This is a genomic window from Franzmannia qiaohouensis (assembly GCF_031451695.1).
GTDB classification, from domain to species: Bacteria; Pseudomonadota; Gammaproteobacteria; order Pseudomonadales; family Halomonadaceae; genus Franzmannia; species Franzmannia qiaohouensis.
Window position 1 is genome coordinate 85,045 of the sequence record NZ_JARWAM010000006.1, and the last position, 25,952, is coordinate 110,996.

At 67.5% G+C, this 25,952-nt stretch carries 26 protein-coding genes; 16 read left to right on the top strand and 10 right to left on the bottom strand.

All coding sequences use genetic code 11. The annotated features are described in order from the left end of the window. Positions 1–169 precede the first annotated feature (169 nt). The 11 genes from QC821_RS09470 to QC821_RS09520 all read left to right on the top strand — a co-directional run bounded on the left by QC821_RS09470 (position 170) and on the right by QC821_RS09520 (position 8,355). Positions 170–1,105 (top strand): calcium/sodium antiporter, encoded by a 936-nt coding sequence (locus tag QC821_RS09470; RefSeq protein ID WP_309720177.1) that lies wholly within the window; start codon positions 170–172, stop codon positions 1,103–1,105. A 70-nt stretch (positions 1,106–1,175) separates the two neighbouring features. After that, the gene (locus QC821_RS09475) at positions 1,176–2,156 is read left to right on the top strand and encodes a KpsF/GutQ family sugar-phosphate isomerase (RefSeq protein ID WP_309720181.1); all 981 of its coding nucleotides are present in this window, start codon (positions 1,176–1,178) and stop codon (positions 2,154–2,156) included. Between the two features lie 11 nt (positions 2,157–2,167). Beyond that, positions 2,168–2,725: a KdsC family phosphatase gene (locus QC821_RS09480; RefSeq protein ID WP_309720183.1), complete on the top strand. Its 558-nt coding sequence runs from the start codon at positions 2,168–2,170 to the stop codon at positions 2,723–2,725. 3 nt (positions 2,726–2,728) lie between these two features. Then, on the top strand, positions 2,729–3,319 hold the full coding sequence (gene lptC, locus QC821_RS09485) for an LPS export ABC transporter periplasmic protein LptC (protein WP_309720188.1): 591 nt from the start codon (positions 2,729–2,731) through the stop codon (positions 3,317–3,319). After that, the gene (gene lptA / locus QC821_RS09490) at positions 3,316–3,825 is read left to right on the top strand and encodes a lipopolysaccharide transport periplasmic protein LptA (RefSeq protein ID WP_309720191.1); all 510 of its coding nucleotides are present in this window, start codon (positions 3,316–3,318) and stop codon (positions 3,823–3,825) included. Before lptC ends, lptA begins: the two co-directional genes overlap by 4 nt. Before the next feature lie 36 nt (positions 3,826–3,861). Next, positions 3,862–4,587: an LPS export ABC transporter ATP-binding protein gene (lptB, locus tag QC821_RS09495; protein WP_309720194.1), complete on the top strand. Its 726-nt coding sequence runs from the start codon at positions 3,862–3,864 to the stop codon at positions 4,585–4,587. 162 nt (positions 4,588–4,749) lie between these two features. Continuing rightward, the gene (locus QC821_RS09500; RefSeq protein ID WP_309720197.1) at positions 4,750–6,162 is read left to right on the top strand and encodes an RNA polymerase factor sigma-54; all 1,413 of its coding nucleotides are present in this window, start codon (positions 4,750–4,752) and stop codon (positions 6,160–6,162) included. A gap of 111 nt (positions 6,163–6,273) precedes the next feature. After that, positions 6,274–6,582 (top strand): ribosome hibernation-promoting factor, HPF/YfiA family, encoded by a 309-nt coding sequence (gene hpf, locus QC821_RS09505; RefSeq protein ID WP_095622058.1) that lies wholly within the window; start codon positions 6,274–6,276, stop codon positions 6,580–6,582. Positions 6,583–6,589: 7 nt separating this feature from the next. Beyond that, the gene (locus QC821_RS09510) at positions 6,590–7,078 is read left to right on the top strand and encodes a PTS sugar transporter subunit IIA (RefSeq protein WP_309720201.1); all 489 of its coding nucleotides are present in this window, start codon (positions 6,590–6,592) and stop codon (positions 7,076–7,078) included. Positions 7,079–7,157: 79 nt separating this feature from the next. Next, a complete protein-coding gene (gene rapZ, locus QC821_RS09515) occupies positions 7,158–8,081 on the top strand; it encodes an RNase adapter RapZ (protein ID WP_309720203.1) in 924 nt (307 codons plus the stop codon). A gap of 4 nt (positions 8,082–8,085) precedes the next feature. Further along, a complete protein-coding gene (locus tag QC821_RS09520; RefSeq protein WP_309720206.1) occupies positions 8,086–8,355 on the top strand; it encodes an HPr family phosphocarrier protein in 270 nt (89 codons plus the stop codon). A gap of 13 nt (positions 8,356–8,368) precedes the next feature. Here QC821_RS09520 and pmbA read toward each other — a convergent pair whose 3' ends face one another. After that, complete coding sequence (gene pmbA / locus QC821_RS09525) at positions 8,369–9,709, bottom strand: metalloprotease PmbA (protein WP_309720209.1); 1,341 nt, start codon at positions 9,707–9,709, stop codon at positions 8,369–8,371. Between the two features lie 66 nt (positions 9,710–9,775). Between pmbA and yjgA the strand changes: the two genes are divergently transcribed. Next, positions 9,776–10,282, top strand: a complete 507-nt coding sequence (yjgA, locus tag QC821_RS09530) for a ribosome biogenesis factor YjgA (protein WP_309720211.1) — start codon at positions 9,776–9,778, stop codon at positions 10,280–10,282. Between the two features lie 131 nt (positions 10,283–10,413). Here the strand turns inward: yjgA and tldD are convergent, their stop codons facing one another. The 7 genes from tldD to QC821_RS09565 are packed head-to-tail and all read right to left on the bottom strand — an operon-like array spanning position 10,414 to position 20,254. Beyond that, complete coding sequence (tldD, locus tag QC821_RS09535; RefSeq protein ID WP_309720213.1) at positions 10,414–11,883, bottom strand: metalloprotease TldD; 1,470 nt, start codon at positions 11,881–11,883, stop codon at positions 10,414–10,416. Beyond that, positions 11,880–15,677 (bottom strand): YhdP family phospholipid transporter, encoded by a 3,798-nt coding sequence (locus QC821_RS09540; protein ID WP_309720216.1) that lies wholly within the window; start codon positions 15,675–15,677, stop codon positions 11,880–11,882. Before QC821_RS09540 ends, tldD begins: the two co-directional genes overlap by 4 nt. 3 nt (positions 15,678–15,680) lie before the next feature. Continuing rightward, positions 15,681–17,144, bottom strand: coding sequence for a ribonuclease G (rng, locus tag QC821_RS09545; RefSeq protein WP_309720219.1), 1,464 nt, complete (start codon positions 17,142–17,144; stop codon positions 15,681–15,683). Positions 17,145–17,176: 32 nt separating this feature from the next. Further along, entirely contained in the window at positions 17,177–17,770 is a 594-nt protein-coding gene (locus QC821_RS09550; protein ID WP_309720222.1) for a Maf family protein, read from the bottom strand. 19 nt (positions 17,771–17,789) lie between these two features. Then, positions 17,790–18,278 carry a rod shape-determining protein MreD gene (mreD, locus tag QC821_RS09555; protein WP_309720224.1) on the bottom strand — a complete coding sequence of 163 codons (489 nt, stop codon included), beginning with the start codon at positions 18,276–18,278 and terminating at the stop codon, positions 17,790–17,792. Further along, complete coding sequence (mreC, locus tag QC821_RS09560) at positions 18,278–19,183, bottom strand: rod shape-determining protein MreC (RefSeq protein ID WP_309720226.1); 906 nt, start codon at positions 19,181–19,183, stop codon at positions 18,278–18,280. The genes mreD and mreC overlap by 1 nt, the downstream gene beginning before the upstream one ends. Positions 19,184–19,216: 33 nt before the next feature. Then, complete coding sequence (locus QC821_RS09565) at positions 19,217–20,254, bottom strand: rod shape-determining protein (RefSeq protein ID WP_095622048.1); 1,038 nt, start codon at positions 20,252–20,254, stop codon at positions 19,217–19,219. Positions 20,255–20,446: 192 nt separating this feature from the next. Between QC821_RS09565 and gatC the strand changes: the two genes are divergently transcribed. Genes gatC through QC821_RS09585 form a run of 4 tightly spaced genes read left to right on the top strand, consistent with a single transcriptional unit; the run spans position 20,447 to position 24,265 of the window. Beyond that, on the top strand, positions 20,447–20,734 hold the full coding sequence (gene gatC, locus QC821_RS09570; RefSeq protein WP_095622047.1) for an Asp-tRNA(Asn)/Glu-tRNA(Gln) amidotransferase subunit GatC: 288 nt from the start codon (positions 20,447–20,449) through the stop codon (positions 20,732–20,734). Positions 20,735–20,754: 20 nt separating this feature from the next. Further along, complete coding sequence (gatA, locus tag QC821_RS09575) at positions 20,755–22,215, top strand: Asp-tRNA(Asn)/Glu-tRNA(Gln) amidotransferase subunit GatA (protein ID WP_309720238.1); 1,461 nt, start codon at positions 20,755–20,757, stop codon at positions 22,213–22,215. Further along, positions 22,215–23,666, top strand: a complete 1,452-nt coding sequence (gatB, locus tag QC821_RS09580; RefSeq protein ID WP_309720772.1) for an Asp-tRNA(Asn)/Glu-tRNA(Gln) amidotransferase subunit GatB — start codon at positions 22,215–22,217, stop codon at positions 23,664–23,666. The genes gatA and gatB overlap by 1 nt, the downstream gene beginning before the upstream one ends. A gap of 47 nt (positions 23,667–23,713) precedes the next feature. Then, complete coding sequence (locus QC821_RS09585) at positions 23,714–24,265, top strand: cupin domain-containing protein (protein ID WP_095622045.1); 552 nt, start codon at positions 23,714–23,716, stop codon at positions 24,263–24,265. Here QC821_RS09585 and QC821_RS09590 read toward each other — a convergent pair. Continuing rightward, positions 24,262–24,429: a DUF6435 family protein gene (locus QC821_RS09590; protein WP_309720244.1), complete on the bottom strand. Its 168-nt coding sequence runs from the start codon at positions 24,427–24,429 to the stop codon at positions 24,262–24,264. The genes QC821_RS09585 and QC821_RS09590 overlap by 4 nt on opposite strands. Before the next feature lie 166 nt (positions 24,430–24,595). After that, positions 24,596–25,915, bottom strand: a complete 1,320-nt coding sequence (locus QC821_RS09595) for a DNA recombination protein RmuC (RefSeq protein ID WP_309720246.1) — start codon at positions 25,913–25,915, stop codon at positions 24,596–24,598. Positions 25,916–25,952: the final 37 nt, after the last annotated feature.

A 25,952-nucleotide genomic window follows, 5' to 3' on the forward strand; every position in this document is an offset into this window, starting at 1 on the left:
ATCTCGTCGAGAAAAATTATCGAACATCGTATCCTAACTGCGACAGCGCTAGCCAGCGAGAGTTGCGGCAATGCATCATCGGCTTCTCGCCGTGCCTTGCACCCCTGGTCCAAGCCGCGTTTAATTGGCGCCTTCTCATCAGTCGTGCATCGGACCGCCACCTCTCATCATGCTGCTACCCCTGATCACCATTCTGGTCGGCCTGATCGGCCTGCTGTGGAGCGCCGACCGCTTCGTCGGCGCTGCCGCCGCCACTGCATACCGCGCCGGGATGAGCACCCTGCTGATCGGCATGACCATCGTTGCACTGGGCACCTCGGCACCCGAAATCCTGGTCTCGATCATGGCTGCCCTGGACGGCGTGCCCAATCTCGCCACGGGCAATGCCCTGGGCTCCAATATCGCCAATATCGGCCTGGTGCTCGGCATCACTGCACTGGTGGCGCCGATCCCGGTGCGCTTCTCGATCGTGCGCCGCGAGCTGCCGCTGCTGCTGGGCGCCACCGGGCTGGCCGGCTATGCGCTGGCCAACGGCATCCTGGGGCGCTTCGATGCACTGTTTCTACTCGCTCTGCTGGGTTTCAGCCTCTGGTGGCTGTTTCGTGCCGACACCCCCGACGAAGAGGCACCCGGCCAGGTGCCGGACATGACGCTCCCCAAGGCGCTGGCCTGGCTGGCGCTGACCCTGCTGCTGCTGGTAGCCAGCTCGCGCCTGCTGGTGTGGGGCGCCAGCGAACTGGCTCGCGGCTTCGGCATCAGCGAACTGGTCATCGGCCTAAGCATCGTTGCCATCGGCACCAGCCTGCCGGAGCTGGCCGCCTGCGTTTCGAGCGCGCTCAAGCGCCATCACGACATCGCCATCGGCAACGTGATCGGCTCCAACCTGTTCAACATGCTGGCGGTACTGCCGATTCCCGGCATGCTGGCCCCCGGCCCCATCGACCCCGCCGCCGCCAGCCGCGACTTCCCGACCATGCTGGCCCTGACCCTGCTGCTCGGTGCACTGCTGCTGTGGCAGCGCCATGGCGCCATCGGACGCCTGCCCGGCGGCGTTCTGGCAGTGCTGTATGGTGGCTATCTCGGCTGGCTGGCGCTGAGTCTGTAAGCACTGAATACTGATCTCGCGCGAAGCGCCACACTTGAGCCACGCGCCACAACCGGCAACAATCATCGCCATGACCGATACCCCTGACTCCATGTTTCGTGCCAGCGCCTGGCGCACCCTCGACCTCGAACAGCAGGCCATCGCCGCGCTCGGCGCTCAGCTCGACGCCGATTTCGATCGCGCCTGCCAGCTGATGCTCGACTGCAACGGCCGCGTGGTGGTCACCGGCATGGGCAAATCGGGGCATATCGCCGGCAAGATTGCCGCCACCCTGGCCAGCACCGGCACGCCGGCCTTCTTCGTTCACCCCGGCGAAGCCAGCCACGGCGACCTGGGCATGATCACCCGCGGCGACGTGGTCCTGGCACTCTCGAACTCCGGCGAGACCAGCGAGGTCACCGCCCTGCTGCCGCTGCTCAAGCGCATGGGCACGCCGTTGATCAGCATGACCGGCCGCCCCGGCTCGACGCTGGCGCGCCACGCCGAAGCACACCTCAATGCCGCCGTGGCCCGCGAGGCCTGCCCCCTCGATCTGGCGCCCACTTCCTCGACCACCGCTGCACTGGCGCTGGGCGATGCGCTGGCGGTGGCGCTGCTCGAGGCACGCGGCTTCACCGCCGAGGAGTTCGCCCTGTCGCACCCCGGCGGCAGCCTCGGCCGACGCCTGCTGCTCAAGGTCGGCGACCTGATGCACCAGGGCAGCCGCCTGCCCCAGGTGCCGCTCGGCAGCCCACTGCGTGATGCGCTGCTCGAGATTACCCGTCAAGGCCTCGGCTTCACCTGCGTGGTCGATGAACAGGGCCTGCTGGCCGGGGTCTATACCGACGGTGACCTGCGGCGTACGCTCGATCAGTATGCCGACCTGCGACCGCTCAAGGTCGACGACGTCATGACCCGCCCCGGCAAGCGCATCGGCGCCGAGATACTGGCCGCCGAAGCGGTGCGCGTGATGGAGGACAACCGCATCACCGCCCTGGCGGTGGTCGACGACCAGGGCCGCCCGGTGGGCGCCCTGCACATGCACGACCTGCTCACCAGCGGCGTCATCTAGGAGGTTTTTTAATGAGCCCCGACACCCCCGCCTTACCCCCGGCACTGATCGACCAGGCCCGCCATGTGCGCCTGTTGGCGCTGGACGTCGACGGCGTGTTCACCGACGGCCGCCTCTATTTCCAGGCCGACGGCATAGAGATCAAGGCGTTTCATACCCAGGACGGCCACGGCGTCAAGCTGCTTCGCCAGGCCGGCCTGGAGGTTGCCTTGATCACCGGACGCGACTCGCCGATGGTCAGCCAGCGTGCCGCGGCGCTGGGCATCGACCATGTGCTGCAGGGCCGCGAGGACAAACTCGCCGCGCTGCGCGAGCTGTGCCAGCGGCTTGGCCTGGGACTCGAACAGGTCGCCTACGGCGGCGACGACCTGCCCGACCTGGCGGCGATCAAGCGTGCCGGGCTCGGCATCAGCGTACCCAACGCGCCGGATTACATTCGCGCCCACGCCGACTGGGTTACCCAGCGCCCCGGCGGCCACGGTGCCGTGCGTGAGATCTGCGATGCGCTGCTTCAGGCCCAGGGCCACTGGGGCGCGGTTGTCGACACCTACCTGCACGGGAAGCGCTGAGCCATGGCCATCCGCCTGCCGCGCCCCTCCTACAAGCTCTGGCTGCTGCTGCTCCTGCTGATGCTTGGCGGGGTGCTGGCACTGTTCGAGCAGCGCGACAGCTTCGGCCCCGGCCCGGTGCCGCGCGACGCCGCCGGCGAGCCCGACTACTACCTCGAAGACGCCACCATGACCCGCTTCGACGCCCAAGGCCGGCCCCACCAGCGGCTCGTGACGCCACGCCTGGTGCACACCCCCCACGACGACATTACCCGCACCCAGACGCCAGTCAGCCGGCTGCTCGACAGCGAGGGCCGCACCTGGTTCGGCTTCGGTGACGTCGGCACCCTCGGCCCTGGCAATGAGCGGCTGACGCTGGCCGGCAACGCCCGCCTGGAGGCCCCCGACGAGGGCTGGCGGCTGGAGACCAACGTGCTACACGTCGACCTCGATATTGGCCACGCCTTCAGCGAGACCACTGCTACCCTATATCAGCCGCCGCAGTGGACCCGCGGCGAACGTTTCGACGCCTGGATCGACGAAGACCGCATGCGCCTGACCGATAACGTACGCGGCCACCACCCACCCGAAGGCTCCGAGGAACCCGCATCATGAGGCGATCATCCCTGACCCTGGCAGTGGCCGCCTGGCTGTTGCTGGGAAGCGCCGCTGCCCTGGCCCAGACCCAGGACGCCAGCCAGCCCATCGACGTCACCGCCGACCAGCTCGACCTCGACGACCGCGCCGGCACCGCGGTCTACACCGGCGATGTGGATATCCGCCAGGGCTCGCTGCAGGTCACCGGCGACCGCGTCGAGATCCGTCGCAACGATGCCGGCGAGGTCTCGCGCATCACCGCCACCGGCGAACGCGCCTACGTCGAGCAGCGCCCACAGCCCGACGAAGAGTTGATGCGCGGCTGGGGCCGCACCATCATCTACCACGTCGCCGCGCGCCGCGTGGAGCTGATCGACCAGGCCGAGCTGCACCAGGCCCGCGACACCTTCGACGGCGGCTACGTCGAGTACTTCCTCGACCGCCGCGTGGTCCAGGCACGCTCCGAGGTCGAAGGCAGCGAGCGCCAGCGCGTACGCATGACCCTCAACCCCGAACAGAACTGACTCGAGCCACTTCGCTCCCCTACTTAAGGCAAGCGCATGACGACCCTTCGCGCCAAACACCTGGCCAAGAGCTACAAGCGCCGCCGGGTGGTGCACGACATCAGCCTGACCATCGACCAGGGCAGCATCGTCGGCCTGCTCGGCCCCAACGGGGCCGGCAAGACCACCTCGTTCTACATGATCGTCGGGCTGGTCAAGGCCGACGCCGGCGAGGTCCATATCGACGACCGCGACCTGTCCCGGGCGGCCATGCACGAGCGCGCCCAGGCCGGGCTCGGCTACCTGCCCCAGGAAGCCTCGGTGTTTCGCAAGCTGTCGGTGGCCGACAACATCATGGCAATCCTCGAGACCCGCAAGGACCTCGACCGCGCCGGGCGCCAGGCGCGCCTCGAACAGCTGCTCGGCGAGTTTCATGTCACCCATATCCGCGACAATCTGGGCATGAGCCTGTCCGGCGGTGAGCGACGCCGGGTCGAGATCGCCCGCGCGCTGGCTACCGAGCCGACCTTCATCCTGCTCGACGAACCCTTCGCCGGGGTCGACCCGATCTCAGTGGGCGAGATCAAGGGCATCATCCGCCAGCTCAAGGCGCGCGGCATAGGCGTACTGATCACCGATCACAACGTCCGCGAGACCCTGGATATCTGCGACCGCGCCTATATCGTCGGCGACGGCCAGATCATCGCCGAGGGCAGCGCCACCGAGGTGCTCGATAACCAGCGAGTCCGCGACGTCTACCTCGGCGAGGACTTCCGGCTCTAAGAATACCGTCCTCAAGCCCATGAAAACACGCTGGGCTATTGACAACTGGCACACGAATTGCGCATGGCATGCTTATTGCAGAGATTTCATACCATAGTGCTTGCATGGGGTCGCGACGCGGGCTAACGTAATCGCTCACTTGTCAGCGAAGCCGTCTCCCCCATGGCCATGAAACCCTCGTTGCAACTGCGCGTCGGTACCCACCTGACGATGACCCCCCAGCTGCAGCAGGCGATCGCCCTGCTGCAGCTGTCGACCCTCGATCTTCGCCAGGAAATCCAGCAGGCGCTGGAGTCCAACCCCATGCTCGAGCTCGACGACGCTTTCGGCGAGCAGGAGGTCGCCGAGGCCAAGGAGGACGACTGGTCGAGCGAGATCCCCGACGAGCTGTCGGTCGACAGCGACTGGTCGGACACCTACCAGGACATGGCCCCCAGCGGCAGCGGCGAAGCGCCGGACTTCGAGCGCAACGCCAGCGGTGAAAGCCTCCATGACCACCTGGCCTGGCAGCTGGCGATGACCGACCTGGTCGACCGTGAGCGGATCATCGCCGAGAGCCTGATCGATGCCGTCGATGACAACGGCTACCTGGCGGCGAGCCTCGACGAACTCAGCGGCGGGCTGCGCGACCAGGGGCTTGCCGGCCTCAAGGTCAGCGAGGTCGAGCAGGTGCTGCTGCGCCTGCAGCAGTTCGAGCCTACCGGGGTATGTGCCCGCGACCTGCGCGAATGCCTGATGCTGCAGCTCGGCGTGCTGCCCGATGACACCCCGCTGCTGCCACAGGCCAAGCGCCTGGTACGCCAGTTCCTGGAAGCCCTGGCCGGCGACGATCGCAAGCTGCTCAAGCGTCGCCTGCGCCTCGATGACGACCAGCTCGACCACGTCATTGCCCTGGTCCGCACCCTCGACCCGCGCCCCGGCCAGGCCTTCAGCGACAGCGGCAATGACTACGTCATCCCCGACCTGATCGCCCGCCATACTCAGGCCGGGTGGCGCATCGAGCTGAATCCCGAGGCGCTGCCACGGATGCGTATCCAGCCCGACTACGCAGCACTGATCAAGCGCGCCGACAAGAGCGACGACAACGCCTTCATGAAGCAGCACCTGCAGGAGGCACGCTGGCTGATCAAGAGCCTGTCGAGCCGCAACGACACCCTGCTGCGGGTCGGTCGCGAGATCATGGCGCGCCAGTTCGACTTCCTCGAGCAGGGCGAAGAAGCCATGAAGCCGCTGATCCTGGCCGACATCGCCCAGGCAGTGGAGATGCACGAGTCGACCATTTCGCGTGTCACCACCCAGAAATTCATCCACACCCCGCGCGGGGTGTTCGAGCTCAAGTACTTCTTCTCCAGCCACGTCGGCGGCGCCGGCGAGGGCGACGCCCACTCCAGCACCGCGATCCGCGCGCGCCTCAAGAAGCTGATCGGTGAGGAGCCGGCGCGCAAGCCGCTGTCCGACAGCAAGCTGGTCGACCTGCTCGCCGATAGCGGCATCAAGGTCGCCCGGCGTACCGTGGCGAAGTATCGCGAAGCCATGGGCATCCCGCCCTCAAGCGAGCGCAAGCGTCTGTCCTGACAGTAAAAAAACCTGCAACATCGGTGCTGATCAAATCCACCGGCACAGGGGCTATGCAGCGCCACAAAAAGGGTTACAATCGAAGCGACACCCGCAGGAAAGGAGCGTGCCATGCAAGTCAACATCACCGGACACCATGTTGAACTGACCGAATCGCTGCGTGATTACGTCGACGAGAAACTTGCCCGCCTCGAACGACACTACGACAACATCACCACCGTGCAGGTCACGCTTTCCATCGAAAAGGAGCGCCAGCACGCCGCCTGCACCCTGCACGCCGCAGGGGCCGATATTCACGCCGATGCCCAGGACGTGGACATGTACGCCGCCATCGACGCCCTGGCCGACAAGCTCGACCGCCAACTGGTCAAACACAAGGAAAAAGCTCAGGCCCGCGCCCAAGGCGCCGGTGTCCGCTGATTTCTCCATGACTCTGCAAACCATCCTGCCCCCCGAGCGCGCCCTGTTCGGCGTCCCCGGGGGGAGCAAGAAACGGGTGCTGGAATTCTTCAGCACCTTCATTGCCCAGAACACCCCGAGCCTCGACAGCCAGGAAGTCTTCAGCCGGTTGATCGGACGCGAACGGCTGGGCAGTACCGGCATCGGCAACGGGGTCGCCATCCCCCATGCCCGCAGTCCCCACTGCAAGACGCCGCTGGCCGGCTTTCTCAAGCTCAGCGAAGCGGTCGACTTCGATGCCATCGACGGTGACCCGGTAGATCTGGTGTTCGTGCTGCTGGTTCCCGAACAGGCCGACGACACCCACCTGGCACTGCTCGCCGAAGTCGCCGGCGTGATGAACGACGCCGAGACCCGCGCCAAACTGCGCCACTGCGAGAGTCAGCGTGAACTTCATGATACCCTGATGGATGCCATCGACCGTCAGGCCCAGCATCCCGATACTCCCGCTCCCTGAGCCTTTGCCAGGGCCGCCTGGAAGCCCCGCGACTCATGTCGGCGGCACGTTTTAGCGCAGGTTCGCGCAGGAGAGCAGCATGCAGCTCGTGATCATCAGCGGCCGATCCGGCTCGGGTAAATCGATTGCCTTGCAGGCCCTCGAAGACCTGGGCTTCTACGCCATCGACAACCTCCCGGCGATGCTGCTCGGTTCGCTGGTCGACGAACTGCATGCCGGCGAGCCGCGGCGCTCCTCGATCGCCGTCAGCATCGACGCACGCAACCTGCCGGATGCCCTCGAGCGCTTCCCGAGCCTGCTCGACGAGGTGCGCCAGCGCGGCGTCGACTGCCAGGTCGTGTACCTCACCGCCGATGCCAAGATCCTCCTCGAACGCTACTCGGCCACTCGCCGTCGCCACCCGCTGACCCGCGACAGCGACCGCACCCTGGCCGAGGCGATCGACTCCGAAGAGAGCGCACTGGCCGAGATCCGCGACCTGGCCGACCTGACCATCGACACCACCCGGCTGTCGGTCCACGACCTGCGCGGACGCATTACCGAGCAGGTCGCCCAGCATGTCGGCAAGCAGCTGACCCTGACCTTCGAGTCGTTCGGCTTCAAGCGCGGCGTGCCGCTGGACGCCGACACCGTGTTCGACGCCCGCTGCCTGCCCAACCCCTACTGGGATCCACGGCTGCGCCCCTTCAACGGCCGTGACGCCGAGATCGTCGAGTTCCTCGAGGGCTATCGCGACGTCGCCGACATGGCCAGTGACATCCACGGCTGGCTGAGCCGCTGGCTGCCGGCCTATCAAGCCAGCCATCGCAGCTATGTCACCGTGGCGATCGGCTGCACCGGCGGCCAGCATCGCTCGGTGTACCTGGTCGAACGCCTGGCCACCGAGTTTGCCGCCCGCTACCCCGATGTGCGCCTACGCCACCGCGAACTGGGCATTCACACCGCCATCACCCGCCCCGCTGCCAAGGACAGCGAGCACGCCACGCCACTACAAGGAAGTTGAACCGATGCCGAGCCGTGAGCTGACCCTGACCAACAAGCGCGGCCTGCACGCCCGCGCGGCCACCAAGCTGGTGCAGTGCTGCCAGCCGTATCGTGCCAAGGTCAAGGTCCAGCACGCCGGGCGCGACGCCGACGCGGCCAACATCATGTCGCTGCTGATGCTCGCCGCACCCTGCGGCAGCGCGCTCACCGTTCACGCCGAAGGCGACGACGCCGAGGCCGTGCTCGACGCCTTGAGCGCACTGTTCGAATCACGCTTCGAAGAGGGCGAGTAGGCGCTCCGCTGCCTCAACTGCCCGCCACCGTCATCTCGTCGATCAGCCAGCTGCCACTGTGAATGCTGCCGCGGGTGTCGACGTCATCGCCCACCGCCATCAGGCCGCGGAACATCTGCTCGAGATTGCCGGCAATGGTGAACTCCTCCACCGGGTGCTGGATCACGCCGTTCTCGACCCAGAACCCCGCCGCACCGCGGGAGTAGTCGCCGGTCACCCCGTTGACGCCCTGCCCCATCAGCTCGGTGACCAGCACCCCGGTGCCGAGCTGCTCGAGCAGTGCGGCATGCGGCGTCAGCGGCGCCTCGAGACGCAGGTTGCGGGCGCCACCGGCGTTACCGGTGCTGTGCATGCCGAGCCGCCGCGCGCTGTAAGCCGAGAGCATGTAGCTGGCCAGCCGCCCCTGGTCGATGAACACGTTGTCGCGGGTATAGACGCCGTCGTTGTCGAAGGGCGCACTGGCCGAGGCACCGATCTCCAGCGGCCGCTCGCCCAGCGTGAACCAGCTCGGGAACAGCGTCTCGCCGAGGCGTCCGCACAGGAAAGAGGCGTCGCGATACAGCGCCCCACCGGCGATGGCGCTCATCAGGTGGCCGATCAGACCGGCCGCCAGCTGCGGGTCGAAGAGCACCGGGAAGCGTCCCGTACTGGGACGCTTGGCCCCCAGCCGACGCAGCGTCTTGTCGGCCGCCTGGCGGCCAATCGTCTCGGCGGCCACCAGCCGTGCCGGGTCGCGCTCGCTGGTGTATTCGTAGTCGCGCTGCATGCCACTGTCATCCTCGGCGATCAGCATGCACGACAGCGAGTGGCGGCTGCCGCACAGGCTGCCGAGAAAACCGTGACTATTGCCGTAGACGCGCACGCCCTCACCGCTCGACAGGCTGGCGCCATCGGAGTTGCTGATACCCGCCACGCTGCGACCGGCGGACTCGCAGCTCAACGCCAGCTCGATGGCCTCGTCGGTGCTAAGCCGCCACGGATGGTGCACCTCGAGGTCGGGAAGCTCGGTGGCCATCAGCTCCGCCGGCGCCAGGCCAGCGTGGGGATCTTCGCCGGTATAGCGGGCAATGCCGATGGCCTTCTCCACCGCGGCCCTGATCGACGCCTCGCCGGCATCCGACGACGAGGCGCTGCCCTTGCGGCTGCCGACGAACACCGTCACCGCGATACCCTGATCGCGGGACAGCTCGACGCTCTCCACCTCGCCGAGGCGCACGCTGACGCCGATCCCCTGATCGACGCTGGCGCCAACTTCGCAGGCATCGGCACCCAGCCGACGTGCCAGGTCCAGCGCCGACGCGACCCGCGCCTCGAGTAGCGTCTGCTGCTCGGCGGCATCAAAAGCCTGTGTCATCTCGTGTCTCCTTGACTGGGGTGGGCTGGTATACTCGCCGCACACCCCGATGCTGATGGTAATGGCATGTCATTCGATTCCCCCGCCGACCACGATGGTTGGCAGAGCAAGACCCAGCGCAAGCAGGAGATGCAGGCCCTGCAGGCGCTGGGTGAAAAAATCATCGCCCTGTCCGACGCCGAGCGTGCCCGGCTGCCGCTCTCCGACGAGATGCTCGCCGCGGTCGAAGAGACCGGACGCATCCGCTCCCACGAAGGGCGCCGCCGCCACATGCAGTACGTCGGCAAGGTCATGCGCCGCGAGGATACCGCGGCGATCCAGGCCGCCTTCGACGAATTCGAGCAGGAGAAGCTGCAGCGCGACCACGCCTTCCATCGCCTGGAGAAGTGGCGCGAGCGGCTGATCGAGCAGGGCGACGAGGCCGTCGAGGCCTTTATCGTCGAGTTCCCCGATGTCGATCGCCAGGCGCTGCGCCAGCTGATCCGCAACGCCCAGCGCGAACGCGCCCAGGACAAGCCGCCGACCAGTTCGCGCAAGCTGTTCAAGCTGATTCGCGATACGGCCGCGCTCTAGCACAGACCAGCCAGCTCGCTCGCGGCTTAGTCGGCGACAGGCCTTCAGGGAGACGCTATGAATCCCTCCCTGGACGCTACCTGGGCCATCCCTGGCCCAGAACCTCCCTTACGACCTATCCCCGACGCCGCTCACGACGCCGTGCCGCCTACCGTGAGCTCGTCGAGCTTGAGCGTCGGCTGACCGACGCCCACCGGCACGCCCTGCCCCTCCTTGCCGCACACGCCGATCCCGGTGTCGAGTTCCATGTCGTGGCCGATCATCGACACCTGGGCCATCGCCTCGGGGCCGTTGCCGATCAGCGTCGCGCCCTTGACCGGCGCGGTGATCTTGCCGTCCTCGATCAGGTAGGCTTCGCTGGCCGAGAACACGAACTTGCCCGAGGTGATATCCACCTGGCCGCCGCCGAAGCTCACCGCGTAGAGGCCACGCTTGACGCTCTTGATGATGTCGGCAGGAGCGTCGTGGCCGGCCAGCATGTAGGTGTTGGTCATGCGCGGCATCGGCATGTGCGCATAGGACTCGCGGCGCGCGTTGCCGGTGGGCGCCATGCCCATCAGCCGCGCATTCAGCTTGTCCTGCATGTAGCCGGTGAGGATGCCGTCCTCGATCAGCGGCGTGTAGGCGCCCGGGGTGCCTTCGTCATCGATCGACAGCGAGCCGCGGCGATCCCCCAGGGTCGCGTCATCGACCACCGTCACCCCCTTGGCGGCCACCCGCTGGCCCATGCGACCGGCGAAGGCCGAGCTACCCTTGCGGTTGAAGTCGCCCTCCAGGCCGTGGCCGACGGCCTCATGGAGCAGGATGCCGGGCCAACCGGCACCCAGCACCACTGGCATCTGCCCGGCAGGCGCGTCCACCGCTTCGAGGTTGACCATCGCCTGGCGCACCGCTTCGCGGGCGAAGCGACTCGGCGCCTGGTCGTCGCGCAGGCGCGCCATGGCGTAGCGACCGCCGCCGCCGGCGCTACCGCGCTCGCGGCGACCGTTGTTGGTCACGATCACGCTGACGTTGAAGCGCACCAGCGGGCGCACGTCGGCGGCCAGGGTGCCGTCGCTGGCACGCACCAGCACGACTTCGTAGAGGCCGGTCAGCGAGGCGCTGACCTGGCTCACCGCGGGGTTCTCGGCGCGGGCGATGCGATCGGCCTCCTTGAGCATGGCGATCTTGTCGCCGGCACTGAGCCCGGCCAGCGGATCGACCCCGACATAGCGTTCGTCGGCCTTGCCGAGACGCCCCGGGGCGAGCGCCAGGCGCGATCCGCTGCGCGCAATGCCCGAGGCAGTACGCCCGGTATCGGCCAGCGCCTCGGCGGTGATCTGGTTGGAGTAGGCGAAACCGGTCTTCTCTCCGGCCATGGCGCGCACGCCGACGCCGCCGTCGATGCTGTAGCTGCCCTCCTTGACCTCACCGTCCTCGAGCACCCAGCTCTCGTGCCAGCTGCGCTGAAAGTAGAGGTCGGCGTAGTCGATGCCGGCACCCAGCGCATGGCCGAGCCCGGCATCGAGACCGTCGAGGTCGAGCCCACCCGGGGTCAGCAGGGTAGCGATGGCGCCATCGAGCTTGTCCTGAGCCGTCAGGTCACGGGAGTGTAGGTTCATTCGGCACCTTCCAGGGAAATCTGCGGCGAGGTCCAGGGACCCCGCACGCGGTAATGAATCTGCGTCGCCCGATCGATGGCTCCACCGAACAGGCGATGCGCGATGAACAGTGCCCCGCCCACTACCGGGGCGCCGGCGGCTACCGCCGCCAGCGGGAGATTCTGGCTTACTGGTACCGTGACCCCGAGACGCTGGTCGAGTTCACGGCGCGCCAGGTCAACCTGGCCGTCAAGGGTGAAGCGCGTTGCCGGCGCCTCGACCACCACCGGGCCACGGGTTTCCAGAATGCCACCATACAAGGTCGCGTTGCCGATGACACTGTCAAAAGCCGTACCCTGGCCGGTCACATCGGAGAAATCGAGGCGCAGGCGACGCAACAGGTTGTCGAAGTTGAGCAGTCCGACCAGGCGCGCCGAGGGCGAGTCGAGGTAGCGGAAGCGGCCGTCGCGCAGGTCGATGTCCAGGCTGCCCCGCGAGCGGTCGAGACCGAACTGCCAGGGCGCCCCGGGCCAGGCCAGCTGCGAGCGCACCCGCGTGGTGGTATTGCTGATCGCGATGGGCTGGTCGAGCCGCTCCAGGGCAGTGCCCAGGTCGCCGCCGTCCAGCGCCAGTCGTGCGCGGGTCAGGCTGGCGTCACCGGTGGCTTCCCAGTCGATCTCGCCGCGCGCCGAGACACGCCCCAGGGTCAAGCCCAGCGGTGCCACCTGCAGCGAGCCGGGGCTGGCCCGCCAGCGCGCGGTGAGCGGGCCGAAGCTCTTGCCTTCGTGGAGCAGGCTGGCGACCCGCAGGCGCCCGTCGGGCAGTTCACCGACCCACTCCGGAAAAGCCGCCGGACTGGGCGCCAGCGCGATCTCGTCGAGCAGCCCCTCGGCGTCGGCCTCCTCAGGCATCAGCGCATCCAGGTTGAGCCGCACCAGGGCGACATCCAGCTCGCCACCCGCGGCCGGGCGGAAGTCGACGCGCCCTTCGAGCAGGCTGCCGTCGACATCCAGGCGCCAGTCGTCACCGCTCCACGGATAAGCGCTGACATACAGCGAGCCCAGGCAGCGCTGCATCACGTCGAGACAGGGCGTGGCGAAACGCGCCACGCGCAGCGCATCGGGGCCTGAATCGCCAAGCTCGAGGTCCTCGGCGCCGACCCCGCCGAGGGCCTCGGCCCAGGCGTCGGTGTCCAGCCGCGGCGTGCGCCACTCGACTTCCCAGCCGCTGCCGTCGGGCCAGGCCGGGGCCGCCGGCCACTGCTCCAGCCACGCCTGCCCCTGGCTACCGGTGCCCCACTCGCGCCAGCGCAGGCGCAGGCGCTCGGCCAGCTCGCCCTCGATCACGCCATTTTCCAGGTCGGCCTCGACGAACAGCGGCGCGCTGCTGCCCGCCGGCTTGCCGAACGGCGCCGGCAGGCGAATCGCCAGACCGCTGAGGTCGCTGTCGAAGCGCAAGCTCAGCGCACCCTCGGCGTGGTCGAGACGCGCCGTATAGGGAAATACACCATCGAGGATCGGTGCCGCGGCATCCAGCCCGGCCCAGCTCAGCAGTCCGCTGGCCAGCGCCCGGCCGCTGAAATCGACGCCCTGCTCGCGGGTATCGAATTCGGCGCGTAGCGGGCCGCCGAACACCCGCGCGCCAAGCACGCCGTCGACGCCGCCCTGATCGTCACGCTGGCGGTAGGCCAGCGCGCCGTTGACGCTGTGCATGCGGATATCCAGCGGCAGATAGACCAGCGCCGGCACGTCGACGTCGGCCTCGATGTCCAGGCGCAGTGCCTCGAGGTCATCGAGGGGCAGCGTCAGCGACAGCTCGCCGGCCAGGGCGCCGCTGCCGCTGAAGTCACTGCTGTCGAGATCGAAGAACGGCAGCGCGGCGAGATAGTCGAGCACCGCCTCGCTGCTACCGGCCAGCTCGCCGACCACGTCCAGCGTCTGGTCGGCGAGGCTGACGCGCCCCTCCTGGGCCACCAGGCCGAGGCTCTCGGCATGCTCGACCCAGGCCTCCAGGCGCATGCCATCCATTGCCAGGCGCCCCCTGACATCCTCCAGCGCCGGCCAGCCCTCGGCGAAGGGGAGGTATCCATCGACCAGCTCGAGGGCCAGTTCGAGTTCGATATCGTCGGGCTCGATGCCCTCGCGCAGCGGCTGGCGCAGGCTCAGGGTGCCGGCGGTAACCCGCCCCGCGGCGCCCAGCTCGAGCCACTCGTTGAGCCCGTCACCGAACACCCCCACCGGCAGCCAGTCGCTTAGCGGCGTGGTCACCGCGTCTATCTCGCGGAAGGCCAGATCGAGCCCCAGTTCGCCGGGCTCATCGCCGCCCAGCGCCAGGTCGAACCCGCCCTGCACCTGAGCGCCGCGCCACAGCGCCTCGAGGTCCTGGCCATCGACATGCACCCGTTCGCCGCGATAGTCCCAGTTGACCACGCCGCGTGCGGCAGTCAGCTGCATCGGCTCGCGGAACAGCCGCGGAAAATCGAGCCGGGTATCGAGATCGCCGACGAAGGTGACCTTGCCATGCAGATCCTCGGCTTCGACCCAGGCGTCGATGGGCCCGCCGCCGGGAGCGTTCTGCCACGCCGAGACCGCCACCTCGTGCAGCGCGCCGCGGGCCTGCCAGCTGCCGTTGCGGCGGCCAACACCGAAGCCGCTGATACGCCCCTGGGGGTCGAGGCTGTCGAGCACCCGCACCAGCCCCTCGGGGAGCGGCACGCGGTTGCGCCAGGCGGCCAGCGCGTCGAGCTCGAAGCCGCTGGTATTGAGCCACCAGTCGCGGCCCTCGCCCATCAGATGCCAGTGTTCGGGTATCGCCGGTCCGTGGGTCGCGTCGTCATCGGCCAGCGGCTCGCGGCTCAGCCACGCCTGCCAGCCATCAGGCCCATCGCGTAGCCACTGGCCGCGGGCGCGAATATCGTCCAGCGCCAGCGTCGCGCTGGCATTGCTGACGACGAACTGCGGCACGTCCAGGTCGAGCCGGGCGTCCTGCAGCGCGCCCTCGTGCCAGCGCCCCCACAGCTCGGCCTTGCCCTCGGCGGCATCGAGACGCACCGGGTCATTGCGGCTCAGCACCTCGGCCAGCTCGACCAGGCTGGCAACGTCCATGCGCGCCTGCAGCGCGGCGCTGAAGTCGGCCAGCCCGCGGCGTCCCGGCTGTATCTCCAGCGCCGCCTCGAGCGCGATATTCTCCTGCCCCTCGACGTGCAGCCAACCCTCGACATGGGTGCGGCGTCGGTCGCCGGTCATCAGCAGACTGGGGGCTTCGAGCACCACCTGACGATCGAGGCCGTGCAGCACCAGGCGCACCTGTTCGGCTTCGACACGCTGGCGCAGCAGCGCACCGACCCAGAAATCGAGACGCTCGAGGTCGAACTCGGCGGTGGGCTGAAATTCCGGGGGCAGTTCGGCCGGCTCCGGCCAGTGCCAGGTCCGCTCCGGGGTTTGGTAGAGATGCACGGTGACCTGGCGGATGCGCGCATCTTCCACCACCGGCACCCAGTCGCGCAGCGACGCGGCGCTGGCCAGCCGCAGCTCGGCGTGCTCGACCTCCAGCAGCGGCAGGTCGCGGCCGTCGCGGGAGGCGATGCGCAGGTGGTGAAGCTCGGCGCTGGGGTCGAGGCGATTCACCTCGGCGCGCAGTTCGGCCACGCTGACCTCGGCGTTGAAGCGCGCCGAGAGCAGCGTTTCGAGGTTGTCGCGCAGCGAGTCGACCTGGCCCAGCGCCAGGCGCAGCGCCACCGCCAGTATCGCCAGCAGCGCCAGGCCGATCGCGGCCAGGGTCAGCGCCCAGCGCAGCGTCACGCGGAGTGGGCTCATCGCTTACATCAGCACGATATCGTACTGCTCCTGAGAATAGTGTGCCTCGACCTGGAAGCGAATCGTCTTGTTGATGAAGGACTCGAGATCCGCTACCGCCGTGGACTCCTCGTCGAGCAGCCGATCGACCACCGCCTGGGAGGCCAGCACCATGTAGGTTTCCGGGCTATAGGCGCGCTCCTCGCGGAGGATCTCGCGAAAGATCTCGTAGCACACCGTCTCCGGTGTCTTCAGCGTGCCGCGCCCACTACACGTAGGACAGGGCTCACACAGCGTCTGTTCAAGACTTTCGCGGGTGCGCTTGCGCGTCAGCTGCACCAACCCCAGCTCGGTGACCCCGGTGCACTTGGTCTTGGCATGGTCGCGCTCCAGCGACTTCTCCAGTACCCGCAGCACCTGGCGCTGGTGCTCGAGCTCTTCCATGTCGATGAAATCGATGATGATGATACCGCCCAGGTTGCGCAGCCTGAGCTGGCGGGCGATCGCCGTGGCCGCCTCGAGGTTGGTCTTGAAGATGGTTTCCTCGAGGTTGCGGTGGCCCACGTAACCGCCGGTATTGACGTCGATGGTGGTCATCGCCTCGGTGGGGTCGATGACCAGGTAGCCGCCGGACTTGAGCTGCACCTTGCGCCCCAGCGCCTTCTGGATCTCGTCCTCGACGCTGTAGAGATCGAAGATCGGCCGCTCGCCCGGGTAGTACTCGATGCGGTTCTCGGTGCCGGGCATGAACTCGCTGGCGAACTCATACAGCTTGAGGAAGTTCTCGCGCGAGTCGATGCGCACCTTCTCGATCTCGTCGCGCATCACATCGCGCAGGGTGCGGATGAACAGCGGCAGGTCGTCGTAGATCACGCTGGGTGCCGGCGCGGTGATCTTGCGCTCGCTGACCTTGCGCCACAGCCGCAGCAGGAAATACATGTCGGCATGCAGCTCCTCGTGCCCCACGCCCTCGGCGGCGGTGCGGATGATGAAACCGCCGCTGATCTCGAGCTCCTGCTCACTCTGGCACTGCTCGGTGAGCTGGCGCAGCCGCTCGCGCTCGGCGTCGTCCTCGATACGCTGGGAAACGCCGTTGTGAGGCGAATCGGGCATATAGACCAGAAACCGCGACGGCACCGACAGATGCGTGGTGAGGCGCGCCCCCTTGGAGCCGATGGGGTCCTTGGTGACCTGCACCACCAGTGCCTGTCCCTCGTGCAGCAGATGGCCAATCGACACCTGCTCGTCGCTGGGGGTATTGGGCGGCATCACCTCGTGGGCATGAATGAACGCCGCACGATCCAGGCCAATGTCGACGAACGCGGCCTGCATGCCGGGCAGTACCCGCACCACCTTGCCCTTGTAGATATTGCCGACGATGCCGCGGCGTCGGCTACGCTCGATAAAGGCTTCCTGCAGGACGCCGTTCTCGACCACTGCCACGCGAGTTTCCATCGGCGTCAGGTTGATGAGTACTTCACCACTCATGCAGGCTTCCTTATCCAGTGATCATATCGGCATTATGGCACAGCCACCCCGGCCCCCGACCACAGCGGTACGCCTTGGCGGGTCAGCAGTGTGGCGGTCTCGTAGAGCGGCAGACCCACCACCGCCGAGTGGCTGCCCTGCATCTCGGCGACGAACACCGCCGCCAGCCCCTGGATGGCATAGCCGCCCGCCTTGTCGGCGGGCTCGCCGGTGGCCCAGTAGGCGGCGATCTCGTGCGCGTCGATGTCGCGCAGGGTCACCTGGCTGGTCACACAGCACTCGAGCAGCCCGGCCGGCCCGCTGACCGCCACCGCGGTCAACACCTGATGGGTGGTACCGGCCAGCGCGCTGAGCATTTCGGCGGCGTGGGCCTGGTCGCGGGGCTTGCCGAAGATCTGGCCGTTCAGTACCACCGCGGTGTCGGAGCCGAGGGTCGGCAGCTGGCTGCCCGCCGCCCCGGCCAGCGCCTTGCTCCGCGCCAGCCGCTGTACGTAGTCGCGCGGCGCCTCATCGGGCCACGGCGTCTCGTCGATGTCTACCGGATGCACCTCCACCGCCACGCCGATCGAGGCCAACAGGTCACGGCGGCGCGGCGAGGCAGAGGCCAGTCGCAGTGTCGCGGTCATCGCAGCTCCCGTGGAGAATTCAGAAGATGCCCAGCCGGCGGCGCAGCATCTGGAACAGGGTGAACAACCAAGGCCACAGCAGGCCACCGATCAGTGACGGCAGCAAAAACGCCAGGTGTATGGAGAACGGCCCGATGATGGTGCGCAACCACTGCTCGATCAGTTGCACGATGCCCAGCAGCATGAACACCAGGATCGCCTGCTGCAGCAGCGAGTAGGCGCGCAACCGCTGGTAGACCAGCGCACACAGGAAGGCCAGTAGCGACAGGGTCAGGGCATTCTGGCCCAGCGGGGTGCCCTCGATCAGGTCGAGCAGCAGGCCCAGCACGAAGCCGTGCAGCACGCCGACCCGCTGCGGCATCACCACGCACCAGTAGATCAGCATCAGCCCCAGCCAGTCGGGCCGCCAGATCAGCCACACGTCGGCCAGGGGCATCACCTGCAGGCACAGCGCCAGCAGCAGGCTCAGCCAGATCAACAGGGTACCGCGCAGGCCTATGGCAACCATTACTGCATCAACTCCAGCGGCGGTTCGATGATCGAGAAGGTCTCGTCCCACAGCCGGTCACCCGGCTCCGGCTCGATGGTCGGCGGCGGGAACAGCAACAGGAAGTGCCGCGAGCGCTGCAGCTGCGCCACCGGTGCCGCGGTGACCCGGGCAAAGGGCTGCCCGGGGTCATGGGCCACCTCGCTGACCCGCGCCACCGGATAGCCGGCGGGGAAGCGCCCGGCCAACCCCGAGGTGATCAGCAGATCGCCCTCGCGGATATCGGCAGTGTCGGGGACATGCATCACATTGAGGGTATCGTAGCGGCCCGAGCCCTGAACGATGAAGCGCAGGCCGTTGCGATTGACCTGCACCGGCATGGCGTGATTGGCATCGGCCAGCATCAGCACCCGGCTCGAGTAGGCCGACACCGCGGTAATCTGACCCACCAGCCCCGAGGCATCCATCACCGGTTGACCGACGTAGGCGCCGTCGCGGCGACCGCGGTCGATAACCATCTGATGGGTGAAAGGATCGGAGTCCAGCGACAGCAACTCAGCGGTGATGTAGGGCATCTCGGTCTGCCCTGCTGCATTGAGCAGCTCGCGCAGGCGCACGTTTTCGGCGGTCAGACTGGCCATGCGCTGCACCCGATGCGACAGGGTCAGCAGCTGCTCGCGCAGGCGGCGATTCTCGTCGACCAGCGCGCGCTGATCCGAGAGCGCCAGCGAGCCCCAGGTCAGCACGTCGCTGGGCACGCTCACCGCCCACTGGATCGGTGCGACCACGGTGGTCATCTGGGCACGCAGGTCTTCCATGCGCGAAAATCGGTGTTCTGCAAACATCAGCGCGAACGCCACTATCGCACACAGCAGCATGCGATAGCCCGGCACCGGCCCGTGCGAGAACAGCGGTTTGATAAGCAATCCCCCCGAAGGCAGCCCAGCGATAACCGGGTGTTAGTCGCTCGAGAGCAGCTCGAAGGTATGCTGGTCGATCATCTCCAGGGCCTTGCCACCGCCGCGCGCCACGCAGGTCAGCGGATCCTCGGCGACGATCACCGGCAGGCCGGTCTCCTCGGCAATCAACTTGTCGAGATCGCGCAGCAGGGCACCGCCGCCGGTCAGCACCAGGCCGCGCTCGGCGATATCCGAGGCCAGCTCGGGCGGCGACTGCTCGAGAGCACTCTTCACCGCGGTGACGATCGAGGCCAGCGTCTCCTGCAGCGCATCGAGGATCTCGTGGGAGTTGAGCGTGAAGCTGCGCGGTATGCCCTCGGCCAGGTTGCGGCCGCGCACGTCGATCTCGCGCAGCTCGCCGCCCGGGTAGGCGCAGCCGATCTCTTCCTTGATGCGCTCGGCGGTGGCTTCACCGATCAAGCTGCCGTAGTGGCGGCGCACGTAGGCAGTGATGGCTTCGTCGAAACGGTCGCCGCCGACGCGGATCGACTCCGAGTAGACCACCCCGTTGAGCGAGATAATGGCGATCTCGCTGGTGCCGCCACCGATGTCGACGACCATCGAGCCCTGCGCCTCTTCCACCGGCAGGCCGGCACCGATCGCCGCCGCCATGGGCTCCTCGATCAGGAATACCTCGCGGGCCCCGGCGCCTTCGGCCGACTCCTTGATGGCGCGACGCTCGACCTGGGTCGACATGCACGGCACGCACACCAGTACCCGGGGGCTCGGCGTCAGGAAGGTGCTTTGATGCACCTTGCGGATGAAGTGCTGCAACATCTGCTCGGTGACGGTGAAGTCGGCGATCACGCCATCCTTCATCGGACGGATGGCAGTGATGTTGCCCGGCGTGCGGCCCAGCATGCGTTTGGCGTCGACGCCAACGGCGGCAACGCTGCGCATGCTGCCTGACTGGCGAATCGCCACGACGGATGGTTCGTCGAGCACGATGCCCCGACCGCGAACGTAGATCAGTGTGTTGGCGGTCCCGAGGTCGATCGACAGATCGCTCGAGAACAGCCCCCTTAAACGTTTAAACATGAAAGTCTTTCACCTAGTGCAGACCGGAACCCTGTGCGGATGCAAACGGTATCACCGCGGCCGATGTCCAGCAAGCTGAAGTGCCTGCCAGACGCGCGAAGATGTGGTACGGTTTGCGGCTATTTCAGCGCGGATGTCGGCCGCCGACGCCCGACGCTGCCATCGATATCATGCTCAGGGGACGTTTATACCATGGCGCTTGAACCCTCCGACGTAATGCGCGCAGCCCACCTGGCGCGACTGGCCATGAACGACGTCGATGCCGCCGGCTACGTGGACGACCTCGGCCGTATCCTGGCCATGGTCGACCAGCTGCAGGAGGTCGACACTCACGGCGTGGCGCCGCTCGCCCACCCGCTCGACAGCACCCAGCGCCTGCGCGCCGACGAAGTCACCGAACGCGACCAGCGCGACCACTTCCAGCGCGTCGCCCCGGCCGTCGAGAACGGCCTCTACCTGGTGCCCCGCGTCGTCGAATGAACCCGTTTCAGGATCCTGCCATGCATGACCAGACATTGACCCAGCTCGCCCGCGCCCTGGCCGACGGCGAGGTTTCCAGCCGCGAGCTGACGCAAACGCTGCTGGGGCGCATAGAGCGCCTCGACGGCCGCCTCAACAGCTTTATCAGCATCACCCAAGAGCAGGCGCTGGCCGCCGCCGATGCCGCCGATGCGCTGCGCGCCAAGGGCCAGGCCGGCCCGCTCACCGGCCTGCCGCTGGCGCTCAAGGACATCTTCTGTACCAACGGCGTCAAGACCAGCTGCGGCTCGAAGATGCTCGACAACTTCATCGCCCCCTACGATGCCTGCGTGGTCGAGAAGCTCAAGGCCGCCGGCACGGTGAGCCTGGGCAAGACCAACATGGACGAGTTCGCCATGGGCTCGTCGAACGAGAACAGCCACTACGGCCCGGTGAAGAACCCCTGGGATCTCGACGCCGTGCCCGGCGGCTCCTCCGGCGGCAGCGCCGCGGCGGTCGCCGCGGGCCTGGTACCGGCGGCGATGGGCACCGATACCGGCGGCTCGATTCGCCAGCCGGCGGCCTTCTGCGGCATCACCGGGCTCAAGCCCACCTACGGCCGGGTGTCGCGCTACGGTATCATCGCCTACGCCTCGAGCCTCGACCAGGCCGGCCCCATGGCGCGCACCGCCGAGGACTGCGCGCTGCTGCTCGGCGCCATCGCCGGCCACGACCTGCGCGACTCGACCAGCGTGGCACGCGGCGTACCCGACTACCGCGCCGAACTCGGCGAGTCGCTGTCGGGACTCAAGATCGGCCTGCCACGCGAGTACTTCGGCGACGGCCTGGCGCCCGAGGTCGAGCAGGCAGTGCGCGAGGCGATCAAGGTCTACGAGTCGCTGGGTGCCAGCATCCACGAGGTCAGCCTGCCGCATACCCACTATGCGATCCCTGCCTACTACGTGATCGCCCCGGCCGAGGCCTCCTCGAACCTGTCGCGCTTTGACGGCGTGCGCTTCGGCCACCGCTGCGACGCGCCCAGCGACCTGATCGACCTCTACAAGCGCTCGCGGGACGAGGGCTTCGGCAGCGAGGTCAAGCGGCGCATCCTGATTGGCACCCACACCCTCTCGGAAGGCTTCTTCGACGCCTACTACACCCAGGCGCAGAAAGTCCGCCGGCTGATCCGCCAGGACTTCCTCGACGCTTTCGAGGAGGTCGACGTGCTGATGGGCCCGGCCTCGCCGACCCCGGCCTTCGATCTTGGCGCCAACAAGGATCCGGTGTCGATGTACCTGCAGGACATCTACACCATCGCGGTCAACCTGGCCGGCATCCCCGGCATCAGCGTGCCCGCCGGCTTCGTCGGCAGCCGCCCCGTGGGCCTGCAGATTCTCGGCCCGCATTTTGCCGAGTCGCAGCTGCTCAACGTCGCCCACCAGTTCCAGCAGGCCACCGACTGGCACCAGCGCCGTCCCGCCCTTGCCGAGGAGAGTGCATGATGCAATGGGAAACCGTGATCGGGCTGGAGGTCCACGTCCAGCTCGCCACCAAGTCGAAGATCTTTTCCGGCGCCTCCACCGCCTTCGGCGCCGAGCCCAACAGCCAGGCGTGTGCCGTCGACCTCGGCCTGCCCGGCGTGCTGCCGGTGCTCAACGAGCAGGCGGTGGCCATGGCGGTCAAGTTCGGCCTCGGCATCAACGCCGAGATCCCCGAAGTGTCGGTGTTCGACCGCAAGAACTACTTCTACCCCGACCTGCCCAAGGGCTACCAGACCAGCCAGATGTACCACCCCATCGTCGGCGCCGGGGACGTTGAGATCAGCCTCGATGACGGGGCCACCAAACGCATCCGCGTGCACCACGCCCACCTCGAGGAGGACGCCGGCAAGTCGCTCCACGAGGACTTCCACGGCATGACCGGCATCGATCTCAACCGTGCTGGCACGCCGCTGCTGGAGATCGTCTCCGAGCCCGATATGCGCTCGGCCAAGGAGGCCGCCGCCTATCTCAAGGCGATCCACGCCATCGTCACCTACCTGGGCATCTCCGACGGCAACATGGCCGAGGGCTCGATGCGCTGCGACGTCAACGTCTCGGTGCGGCCCAAGGGTCAGGAAGCGTTCGGCACCCGCGCCGAGGTCAAGAACGTCAACTCCTTCCGCTTCGTCGAGCGCGCCATCGCCTTCGAGGTGGAGCGCCAGATCGAACTGCTCGAGGACGGCGGCACGGTGGTTCAGGAAACCCGCCTCTACGACCCCGAGGCCGACGAGACCCGCAGCATGCGCACCAAGGAGGAGGCCAACGACTACCGCTACTTCCCCTGCCCCGACCTGCTGCCGGTGGTGCTCGACCGCGCCTACGTCGACCACCTGCGCAGCACCCTGCCCGAGCTGCCTGCCGAAAAGCGCGCACGCTTCGAAGGCGAACTGGGGCTCTCCGCCTACGACGCCAGCGTGCTGGCCTCGAGCCGCGCCACGGCCGAGTACTTCGAGGTGGTCAAGGATGCCTGCGGCGATGCCAAGCACGCTGCCAACTGGGTGATGGGCGAGCTCTCCGGTGCCCTGAACCGCGAGAACCTGGCCATCGAGCAGAGCCCGGTCGCCGCCGAACAGCTCGGCGGGCTGGTCGCGCGGGTGCTCGACGACACCATCAACGGCAAGGCCGCCAAGCAGGTGTTCCAGGCGCTGTGGAACGGCGAGGGCGACAGCGCCGACGCCATCATCGATGCCAAGGGCCTCAAGCAGGTCACCGACAGCGGCGCCATCGAGGCGATGATCGACCAGGTGATCGCCGACAGCCCGGTGCAGGTCGCCCAGTATCGTGACGCCGAGCCGGACAAGCGCGGCAAGATGATCGGCTACTTCGTCGGCCAGGTGATGAAAGCCTCGCGGGGCACCGCCAACCCCCAGCAGGTCAACGCCCTACTAAAAGAAAAACTGGATCAGGCGTGATCCATGCGCGGCCGGCGCCTCGCCGGCCGCCTTATCAGGAGACGGCCATGTCGGACGATGTCGGAGGACGCCTGCGCGCACTGCGCACCCTGCGCGGCATATCGCAGCGTGAGCTTGCCAAGCGCTGCGGCGTGACCCACTCGAGCCTGTCGCTGATCGAACAGGGCAAGGTAAGCCCCTCGGTGAGCTCGCTGAAGAAGATCCTCGACGCCATTCCGATCAGCGTTGGCGACTTCTTCACCATGGACCTCGAGAGCCGCGACCAAGTGTTCTACTCGGCCGACGAACTGACCGACATGGGCAGCGGCGAGGTGATCTTCAAACTGGTCGGCGCCAACCGCGCCAGCCGTGCGCTGTCGTTCATGATCGAGACCTACCCCGGCGGTAGCGACACTGGCCGCGAGATGATCGCCCACCAGGGCGAGGAAGCGGGCGTGGTACTGGAGGGCGAGATCGAGATCACCGTGGGCGGCGAGAGCCGTGTACTCGGCGCCGGCGAGGCCTACTACTTCGACACCAACGTGCCCCACCGCTTCCGCAACCCCGGCGATGTGGCCTGCAGGCTGGTCAGCTGCTGCACGCCAGCCAAGACCTTCTAGTCGCCTTTTAGCGCTTCGATCTCTGCGCGCAGCGCCTCGGCCTCCTCGGTGAGGCTGGCGTTGGCGCGCATGTCGCCGTTGCGCGCCGCCAGCATCGCCTGCTCCAGCTTGCGCTCGTACTCTTTCTGCAGCTTCTTGCTCGGATCGCGGCTGAATAAGCCCATGGCATCTCTCCGGTGCTGGATGAGCGACCAGACTACGTCAATAGCTATACAAAAGCGATACCAAAACTGTACACCAGCGTTGCTCGGAACCGATCTACCTCCTCTTCGACCTCCGCCAGCGCCCCTCGCTCAGTGCAGCTGCTGTAGCTCTACCTACAGGGCGCGCTCAAGCGCTGCCTGTATCGTCGCGCCGCGGCCCTGGCTCGAGCTCAAGCCGCGCCCGCTCGACCAGCGCCTCGGGCAGCTCGCGCTTGACCGCCACGCCCAGCTCACGAAACTCGTCGGCCTGCTTGATCAGGTTGCCGCGGCCATTGACCAGCTGGCCGATGGCGTTGTCGTAGCTCTCCCGGGCGCCGTCGAGCTTGCCGCCCACCTCCTCCATGCTGCTGAGAAAGGTGCGCAGCTTGGCGTGAAATTTCTCGGCGCGGCTGGCCAGTTCGGCGCTATGCCGGCTCTGGTCCTCGAAGCGCCACAGCTGGCGCACGATATTGAGACTGGTCAGCAGCGTGGTCGGCGTTGCCACCAGCACATTGCGCTCCAGGGCGCGCTGGAACAGCGACTCATCGTGACGGAGCGCCTCGACGTAGGCCGACTCCACGGGAATGAACATCACCACCACGTCCGGCGAGTTGAGGCCCGGCAGGTCGTAGTAGTGCTTGTCGGCAAGCTCGTTGATGCGCTCGCCCACCGCCCGGGCGTGGGCCGCCAGCGCCTCGCCGCGAGTCGCCTCGTCGTCGGCGTTGACATAGCGCACATAGGCCGCAAGCGAGGTCTTGGCGTCGATCACCAGGTGCTTGCCCTGGGGCAGGTAGACCAGCGCGTCCGGCCGCCGCCGCCCCGCCTCGGTGGTGAAGCTGACTTCGCGCTGATAGTCCTTGCCGGCGCGCAGGCCGGCGCCCTCGAGCACGTTCTCGAGCATCAGCTCGCCCCAGTTGCCCTGCAGCTTCTTCTGGCCCTGCAGCGCCTCGGTGAGGCGGCTGGCCTGGTCGGTGATCTCGCGGTTGAGGGCCTGCAGGTGCTGCAGCTCCGTGCGCAGGCTGGCGCGCTGCTCGGTGTCGAAGCGGTGGATCGCCTCGACCTTGTCGCGAAAGCCCTTCATCTCCGCCTGCAGCGGCTGCAGCAGGCCGTGGATATTGCGCTGGGAAAGCTCCGAGAAGCTGCGCCCCTTGCGCTCGAGAATCTCGTTGGCGAGGTTCTCGAACTCCTGCTTGAGCTGCTCACGGCTGTCACGCAACAGCGCCAGCTGCTGCTCGAAGTGGCTGCGCTGCTGGTCGAGGGTGGTGGCCAGGCGGGTGCGCTCCAGCTCGACGGCCTTGAGCGCCGCCTCGCGCTCGGCAAGCGTTGCGCTCAGCGCCTCGCGCGCTGCCTCGGCGGCGCGGCGCTCGCGAGCCTGGCGCCGCGCGGCGAGCGCGCTGGCCAGTAGGTAGGCGAGGACAAACGCCACGCCGGCGGCCAGCGCCGCCATCTGTTCGGGGGTAAGGGTCACGACACGACTCCGCCAGCAGGAAACCTAACGCTCTCGG